This is a genomic window from Paraplanobispora siamensis (assembly GCF_016863175.1).
Taxonomy (GTDB): Bacteria; Actinomycetota; Actinomycetes; order Streptosporangiales; family Streptosporangiaceae; genus Planobispora; species Planobispora siamensis.
The window spans coordinates 124,385-131,361 of the sequence record NZ_BOOJ01000058.1 but is presented as its reverse complement, the minus strand read 5'-3'; the positions used below and the strand labels follow the sequence as shown (position 1 = coordinate 131,361).

Below are 6,977 nucleotides of genomic sequence, written 5' to 3'. Positions count from 1 at the left end.
CCCAGCGTGGTGGTGGGTGAGGACGAGAAGAACGGCGGGTTGTGGTGCTCACCGAGGGCGAACACGTCCAGGCCGACCTCCTCGGCCTTCTCGGCGATCGTCACGATCGCCTTGATCCGCTCGGCCTCACTGGGCGCCCGCCCGTTCGTGGGGTCGGTGGTGATGTCACTGACCGAAAAGACACCGAACTGCATGACATTCCCCGTCCACTTATAGATGACTTGTCATGTGCTTCCCGGCTAACATACATGACACATCATTTATTTCGATGGGCAGCGCCTCCCGAGCGCCTTCCCGCCATCACTCACTTACCGGACACTGCACTACAAGTGGGTACATACCCCCTTCCATAACAGAGCAGCAGACGAGGACCTCATGACCGAGACCGATCTGGCTTCACTCGAAGCCGAGCGCCGCCGCATCCGAGAGGCCCACCTCCGCCCGCCCGCCGAGCGCGGGCCGTCGACCGCGCGGGGCCTGCACCACACCGCCCTGATCAGCAGCGACGTCGAGCGCACCGTCCGCTTCTATCAGGACCTGCTCGGCTTCCCGCTCACCGAGCTGATCGAGAACCGCGACTACCCCGGCTCCTCGCACTTCTTCTTCGACATCGGCAACGACAACCTCCTGGCCTTCTTCGACTTCCCCGGCCTCGACGTCGGCCCCTACGCCGAGGTCCTCGGCGGCCTGCACCACATCGCGATCTCGGTGGAGCCGGCGCGCTGGGACGAGATCGTGCGCCGCCTCGGCGACGCGGGCGTCGAGTACGTGATCCACAGCGGTGTCTCGGTGTACTTCCGCGACCCCGACGGCGCCCGCGTCGAGCTCATCGCCGACCCTCTCGGCGAGATGTACGGCGACAAGGTGCTGTGACGAGCCCGGCGGATCTCGCCGGCGTCACCTGCTGTAGTTCTGCCCGGGGGCCTTGCCGGGGATCGGCTTGGCGATGAGGGCGACGGGGATGAAGAAGCAGATCTGGCCGATCGCCATGATGAGCGTCCAGAGCCCCTTGTCGTCGTAGTGGGCGGCCGCCCTGGCGTACATCTCGTCGGGGACGCGCTCCCCGGACGGGTTCGGGGTGAGTACGGCCTCCACGAGCTCCAGGGCGACCCGTTCGGCGTCGGTGAAGCAGGGGGCGTCCCGCCACGACGCCACGGCGGTGATCTGCTCCTCCGTCGCCCCGGCCTTGCGGAGAAGCCCGGTCTGCCGGACGGTGTGGTACGTGCTGCCGACGATCTGCCCGGCGCGGAGCTGCACCAGGCTGACGGTGGCCGGTGGGATCGCGCCGTTCCTGGTGGCCTTGGTCATGACTTCGGCGATCGCCGCCACCTCGGGAAAGAACTGGAGGGGGTCGGGCAGACGCGACCGGAGGCCGTCCTGCCCGGCCGTCGTGAGTGTGGACATCGCGAGGTCTTCCCTTCTCGGTCCGGCGGCGTTCCCAGAACATGCGCCCCGGTCAATGACCCGGGGTCGCCGGGTTCCGCCGCTTGCTGGATGGTGTCTGTCGGAGTCCGACGACGCAGCCGCCGGAAATGTGAGGGCGCACCGGCCTCACATTCCGCGGGGCTGCGTCGTCGATCTGGTGAGAACAGGCGCGACCCCCAGGAAAGCAGCGATATGACCACCCCATCCGAGGCGGAAGACACCCGGCCCGATCCGCAGCTGAGTGAGATCATCAGCGAGCGGCGTCACCTGATCAACCTCGCCTACCGGCTGCTGGGCTCCCTGGCCGACGCCGAGGACGTCGTCCAGGAGACCTACGCCCGCTGGTACGCCATGTCCCGGGAGCGGCAACAGGACATCGCCTCCCCCGGCGCCTGGCTGACCACCGTCGCCGGCCGGATCTGCCTGGACCTGCTCGGCTCGGCCCGGGCCCGGCGCGAGCGCTACGTGGGCGAGTGGATCCCCGAGCCGCTGCCCGACCGCTCGGAGTGGCTCACCGGCCGGACCGGCGGCGCCGCGGCCGATCCGGCCGACCGGGTCACCCTGGACGAGTCGATCACCATGGCCTTCCTGGTCGTGCTGGAGGCGATGACCCCGGCCGAACGCGTGGCCTTCATCCTGCACGACGTCTTCGGCTACGCCTTCGCCGACGTGGCCGCCATCGTCGGCCGCAGCCCGGCGGCCTGCCGCCAGCTGGCCTCCTCGGCCCGCCGACGTGTCCGCACCGCCCAGGCGCCCGCGACTCCGGCGGCCCGGCACGCCGGCCTCATCCGGGACTTCAAGCAGGCCTGGCAGGCCAAGGACATCGGCGCCCTCATCGGCCTGCTGGCCCCCGACGCCACGCTGATCGCCGACGGCGGCGGCCGGGTCAGCGCCGTGCTGCACCCGATCGACGGCGGCGAGAAGATCGCCCGCCACGCCATGACCCTGGCCGAGATAGCGCCCGACATGACGCTCCTGGAGCGCAGCGTCAACGGCCAGCCCGGCCTGGTGATCCAGCAGAACGGCGTCATCTCGGCGGTGATCGCGTTCGAGACCGCCGGTGAGCGGATCACGCGCATCTGGGTGGTGCGCAACCCCGACAAGCTCCGGCCCTGGACGGCGGGCCGGCAGCGGTAGACCCCCGGCCGCGTGGCCGTCGAAGCAACCCGACCAGCCTCACATCCGTCAAGGAGTCACCCGTGTTCCTGCGTATCGCGATCACCCTGCAGACCGTGGCCCTCTTCACCGCGCCGATCACCGCCGGCCTGCTGCTGACCTCGCCCAGCGGGCGGACGCTGCACAGCGCTTCGGCCTACGGGGTGTTCGCCGTGGCGGTGCTGCACCTGATCGTCGCGATCCTGGTGTGGCGGCCGGGCGGCGGCTCACCCCGGCCCATCCTGTACGCGGCCGGCTTCCTGGCGCTCGTACTGGCGCAGGTGGCGCTGGGCATCGCGCAGATGGTGACCCTGCACGTCCCGTTGGGCGTGCTGCTGTTCGGCCTGAGCCTCCTGCAGCTCAGCCGGGTCCCGGCCGTCCGGGACGCAGCCGGCGGTTCCACCACCCGGGGCGTTCGACCGCGAGCCTCCTATGCCGGCGGTGCTCCGCGTGCTGACTGACGATGAGGAACGGTACGAGCGGCAGCGCCAGCAACGGCAGCGGGCGCGGCGCGGACCGGTTCTCCAGCAGGAGGGCGGCCAGCGCCGCCGTGCCGGAGACGTACAGCACGGGGTTGTAGAAGCGCATGAGCTCCGGGCCCAGCCCCTCGCAGTCCCGCAGCCAGGGGATCCCAGCCGGGTCCGCCGCCTCGGCCAGCCCGCCAGATGCGCGATCACCGCGGCCAGAACGGCGGTGTCGAGTACGGTCAGCGCGGTGTCGGCCGATGCCGGCCGGGTGCCCGCGGCGCGCCAGGCGGCTCCCGTCCCGGCCGCCCACGCGGTCGCGGCGGGCACCGGCCCCAGGAGGGACGCCCCGGGCATCCCGACCCCGGCCGCCAGCTCGAAGAACGCGTGCGCGGCCGCGCCGGCGACGGCGATCCTGGTCAACGGCCGTTTCCCGGGCGCCGTACCGGTCATCGAAAGCACCCCCTCGGAACCCGTTCGATGCCCGCACGCCGAAGAGCCAACCACGCCCGGCGGGCAGATCGCCGGGCGGTTCTCCATCAGCGCGCCGTCCGCCCCGGGCAGATCGTCATGCGCCACACTGGATGGCGCGGCCTTCCGGAAGGTGAGGAAGCATGAGGCACCCCCGTCTGTCCAGCGTCGTCGAGCGGCGCCTGCTGGTGAACTACCGGCTGGCGCCGGAGATCGCCGCCCGCCTGCTGCCTGACGGGCTGCGCCCGCAGCTCGTGCGCGGGCATGCCGTGGCGGGCATCTGCCTGCTGCGCCTGGGAGAGGTACGGCCGAGCTGGGCGCCGAAGGCGGTGGGGCTGCGCAGCGAGAACGCCGCCCACCGTATCGCCGTCGAGTGGGACGGTCCCGGCGGCGTCGAGACCGGCGTCTACATCCCGCGCCGCGACACCGCCTCGGCGCTCACCGTCTGGGCGGGCGGGCGCCTGTTCCCCGGTGAGCACGGCCGGGCCGACTTCGAGGTGCGCGAGACGCCCGACGAGCTGCGCGTCGCCTACACCACCCGCGACGGCGGCACCTCGGTCGACGTCACCGTCGAGGTGACTCCCGAACTGCGGGGCAGCGCGCTGTTCGACGATCTGCGCCAGGCATCGGGCTTCTTCGAGCGCGGGGCCAGAGGCTATTCCCCGGCGGCCACGGGGACGCTCGACGGCATGGAGTTGCACACGGCCGCCTGGCGGCTGGACGCCTGCCGGATCGTCTCGGTGCGCTCGTCGTTCTTCGAGAGCCTCCCCGAAGGGAGTGCGAAGCCGGACTGCGCGCTCGTCATGCGCGGGGTCCCCGCCTCCTGGCGCCCGCTCCCGGCCATCCGCCCGCTTCATCTATACGGCGCCGTATAAATGAGCTAGCCTGCTTTTATACGGTGCCGTATAGATGAACGGAGGCAGCGACATGGCCGTCGGCTCCATCGGCAGCTCCGTGGGAGTGCCCAACGTCCCCCGGTCCGTCCACGCGCTCGGCTCGTTTCCCGACGCCGACTACGCCGACCGGTTCACCCTCTCCACCGACGTGGACGCGTCGCCGGAGCGGTGGGCCCGGGCGATGTTCGGCGACGTCCCCGACGCCGCGGAGATGCTGATCTGGCGCGGGCTCCTCGGCCTGCGGCTCAGTCCGGGACGGTCGCCGGCCACCGTGGCCGGGTGGCGGATCGGCGGCCGCGGAGACGACTGGATCCGGATGGAGGCGGCCTCCTGGTTCCTGAGCGCCAATCTCCTGGTCCAGACAGCCGACGGGCGGGTGTCGCTGACGACCTTCCTGCGTTACGACCGGTGGCCGGGCCACGCGGTGTGGCCTCCGCTGGCCGTCGTCCATCGTCTGCTGGTCCCCCGGGTGCTCCGCGAGGCCGCGGCCCGGCTGACGACCGGCTCCTGGCACGTGAGGGCGGCGAACCCGGCCGACCCGGGCTTACACGACTGAACCACCGGGCGTCACCGAGCCTCTCCGGGAGCGCCGAGCCTCCTCGCCGGACGATCGAGCAGCAGGTCGGCGGCGCGGGTGAGAACCTGGGCGCGGGTACGGTCGCCGTGGTCGGCCGCGAGGAAGTGCGCGCCGATCGCCACGCAGAAGGCGAGCAGGCTGCGGGCCTCGACCTCGTCGGCGTCGGAACAGAAGGTGCCGATCATCTCGCGCAGCAGCTCCATGCGCCGGTTGTCCACCCGTCGCAGGCGTTCGGCGACCGCTTCGTCGCGCCGGGCCCAGTCCCGGACCGCCAGATCGATCGGGAGCAGGCGGTCACTGGAGAAGGTGAGCACGCCCGCGCGCTGGATCTTGGTCTTCGCGTCGCCGCCCTCACGCTCGATGCGGTCGAGCACCTCGTCGGTGCTCTCGCGTTCCCAGGTGTCCAGCATCGCCTCCAGCAGCGCCTCGCGGTCGGCGAAGAACCCGTAGAACCCGCCCTTGGTGACGCCCAGCCCCTTGGCCAGCGCCTCGACGCGGACGGCGTCCGGGCCGCCGACGGCCAGCGCCTGCAACCCCTGCTCGATCCACCTCTCACGCGGTGTGCGAGTCACGGCCACCACGTGCCCACCTCCCTATATACGCCACCGTATAGATGGGCTAGCCTGCTTTTATACGGCATCGTATACATGGATGGAGGCGAGGGATGGCCGTCGGCGGGCAGCCGGGCACGGCGAGGTGGCGGCGCGACTTCAGGCTGCTGCTCGCCGCGCGGGTCGTCTCCTCGGCGGGTACCGGCTTCGGGCCGGTCGCGCTCGGGTTCGGGGTCCTCGGCCTCCCCGGCGCCGACGTCGGCACGTTGTCGCTGGTCGTGGCCTGCCAGACGCTTCCGCAACTGCTCCTGGTCCTCCTCGGCGGAGTGCTCTCCGACCGCCTTCCGAGAGCCGCCCTGCTGGCCGCCGCGGAGGCGACCGCGGGCCTGGCGTGGGGCGGCATGGCGGTCATGACAGGCCTCGGCGCCGCTCCCCTCCCCCTTCTCCTGGCCTGCGCGGTCGTCGCCGGTGCGGCGGCCGCTCCGGTGGGACCGGCGCTGAGCGGGATGGTGGTGCACATCGTGCCCACCCCGGAGCGGCGCCGGGCGAACTCCGTCCTGAGGTCCGCCACCTACACGGCGCGGACCGCGGGGATCACCCTCGCCGGCCCGGCGGTGGTGTGGGCCGGCGCCGGCTGGGCGCTGGCAGTCGACGCCGCCACCTACCTGCTGGCCGCCGCGCTTCTCATCGCGCTGCGGCCGGCCGCCCCGGCCCCGACTCCGGCCCCGGCTCCGGCCCCGGCGGCCGGTCTCGCCGGGGAGCTCGCCGCCGGGTGGCGGGAGTTCACCGGCCACCAGTGGCTGTGGGTCCTCGTCACGGGCTACTCGGTCAGCTACGCCGTCACCGGCGCCGTCGCCGGAGTGCTCGGGCCCTCGGCCGCCCGGTCCTACCTGGGCGGGCCCGCGGCGTGGTCCGCGATCCTCGCCGGTCAGGCTCTCGGCACCCTGGCCGGCGCGGTCGCCGCCCGCTGGATCCAGCCCCGCCGTCCCGCCCTCGCCGCGGCGCTGCTCCTGTCCGCAGGCGCCGTCCCCATCGCGTTGCTGGCGGCCGCACCGCCCGTGCCCGTCGTGGTCGCCGGAGCCGTCGTCGCCGGAACCGGAACCGGCCTGCTGATGGTCCTCGCGGACACGGTCGTCCAGCAGCACGTCCCGGCTCACGCGATGTCCAGAGTGAGCGCCTACGACTGGTTCGGATCGCTGGCGCTCGCCCCCGTCGCGGTGGCGGCGGCCGGCATCGGGGCGCGCGAGCTCGGCCTCCGGCCCACCCTCCTGGGATGCGCCGCGCTCGTCTGCGCCGCCGCCGCGCTCACCGTCTGCGCGCCCCAGGTGCGCACCCTGCCACCGGTTCCCAGGCAGCCCGGACGTCCCGCCGACCTGCCGGACCCCGCCCCGGCCCGCCGTACAGGATCATGACCCCGTACGGCGCCGCCCGCCGGTGA

At 72.4% G+C, this 6,977-nt stretch carries 9 protein-coding genes; 6 read left to right on the top strand and 3 right to left on the bottom strand.

Translation table 11 applies throughout. The annotated features are described in order from the left end of the window. The coding region (locus Psi01_RS33280; RefSeq protein ID WP_204068105.1) for an LLM class flavin-dependent oxidoreductase at nt 1–194 on the bottom strand (194 nt) is incomplete at its 3' end. 181 nt (nt 195–375) lie between these two features. On the opposite strand from Psi01_RS33280, the gene Psi01_RS33275 reads away from it, so the two are divergent. Beyond that, a complete protein-coding gene (locus Psi01_RS33275) occupies nt 376–873 on the top strand; it encodes a VOC family protein (RefSeq protein ID WP_204068104.1) in 498 nt (165 codons plus the stop codon). A 24-nt stretch (nt 874–897) separates the two neighbouring features. Here the strand turns inward: Psi01_RS33275 and Psi01_RS33270 are convergent, their stop codons facing one another. Continuing rightward, a complete protein-coding gene (locus tag Psi01_RS33270) occupies nt 898–1,404 on the bottom strand; it encodes a carboxymuconolactone decarboxylase family protein (RefSeq protein ID WP_204068103.1) in 507 nt (168 codons plus the stop codon). Nucleotides 1,405–1,617: 213 nt separating this feature from the next. Here Psi01_RS33270 and sigJ point away from each other — a divergent pair, with 213 nt between their 5' ends. The 4 genes from sigJ (at nt 1,618) to Psi01_RS33250 (ending at nt 4,967) form a co-directional block, all read left to right on the top strand. Next, a complete protein-coding gene (sigJ, locus tag Psi01_RS33265) occupies nt 1,618–2,562 on the top strand; it encodes an RNA polymerase sigma factor SigJ (protein WP_204068102.1) in 945 nt (314 codons plus the stop codon). A 62-nt stretch (nt 2,563–2,624) separates the two neighbouring features. Beyond that, complete coding sequence (locus Psi01_RS33260) at nt 2,625–3,041, top strand: hypothetical protein (protein ID WP_204068101.1); 417 nt, start codon at nt 2,625–2,627, stop codon at nt 3,039–3,041. Between the two features lie 617 nt (nt 3,042–3,658). Then, nucleotides 3,659–4,390, top strand: a complete 732-nt coding sequence (locus Psi01_RS33255) for a DUF2071 domain-containing protein (protein WP_204068100.1) — start codon at nt 3,659–3,661, stop codon at nt 4,388–4,390. Nucleotides 4,391–4,424: 34 nt separating this feature from the next. Beyond that, nucleotides 4,425–4,967 (top strand): hypothetical protein, encoded by a 543-nt coding sequence (locus Psi01_RS33250; RefSeq protein ID WP_239128207.1) that lies wholly within the window; start codon nt 4,425–4,427, stop codon nt 4,965–4,967. An 11-nt stretch (nt 4,968–4,978) separates the two neighbouring features. On the opposite strand, the gene Psi01_RS33245 is transcribed toward Psi01_RS33250, so the two are convergent. Next, on the bottom strand, nt 4,979–5,569 hold the full coding sequence (locus Psi01_RS33245; protein ID WP_239128206.1) for a TetR/AcrR family transcriptional regulator: 591 nt from the start codon (nt 5,567–5,569) through the stop codon (nt 4,979–4,981). Nucleotides 5,570–5,652: 83 nt separating this feature from the next. Between Psi01_RS33245 and Psi01_RS33240 the strand changes: the two genes are divergently transcribed. Beyond that, nucleotides 5,653–6,951 carry an MFS transporter gene (locus Psi01_RS33240; RefSeq protein ID WP_204068099.1) on the top strand — a complete coding sequence of 433 codons (1,299 nt, stop codon included), beginning with the start codon at nt 5,653–5,655 and terminating at the stop codon, nt 6,949–6,951. Nucleotides 6,952–6,977 lie beyond the last annotated feature (26 nt).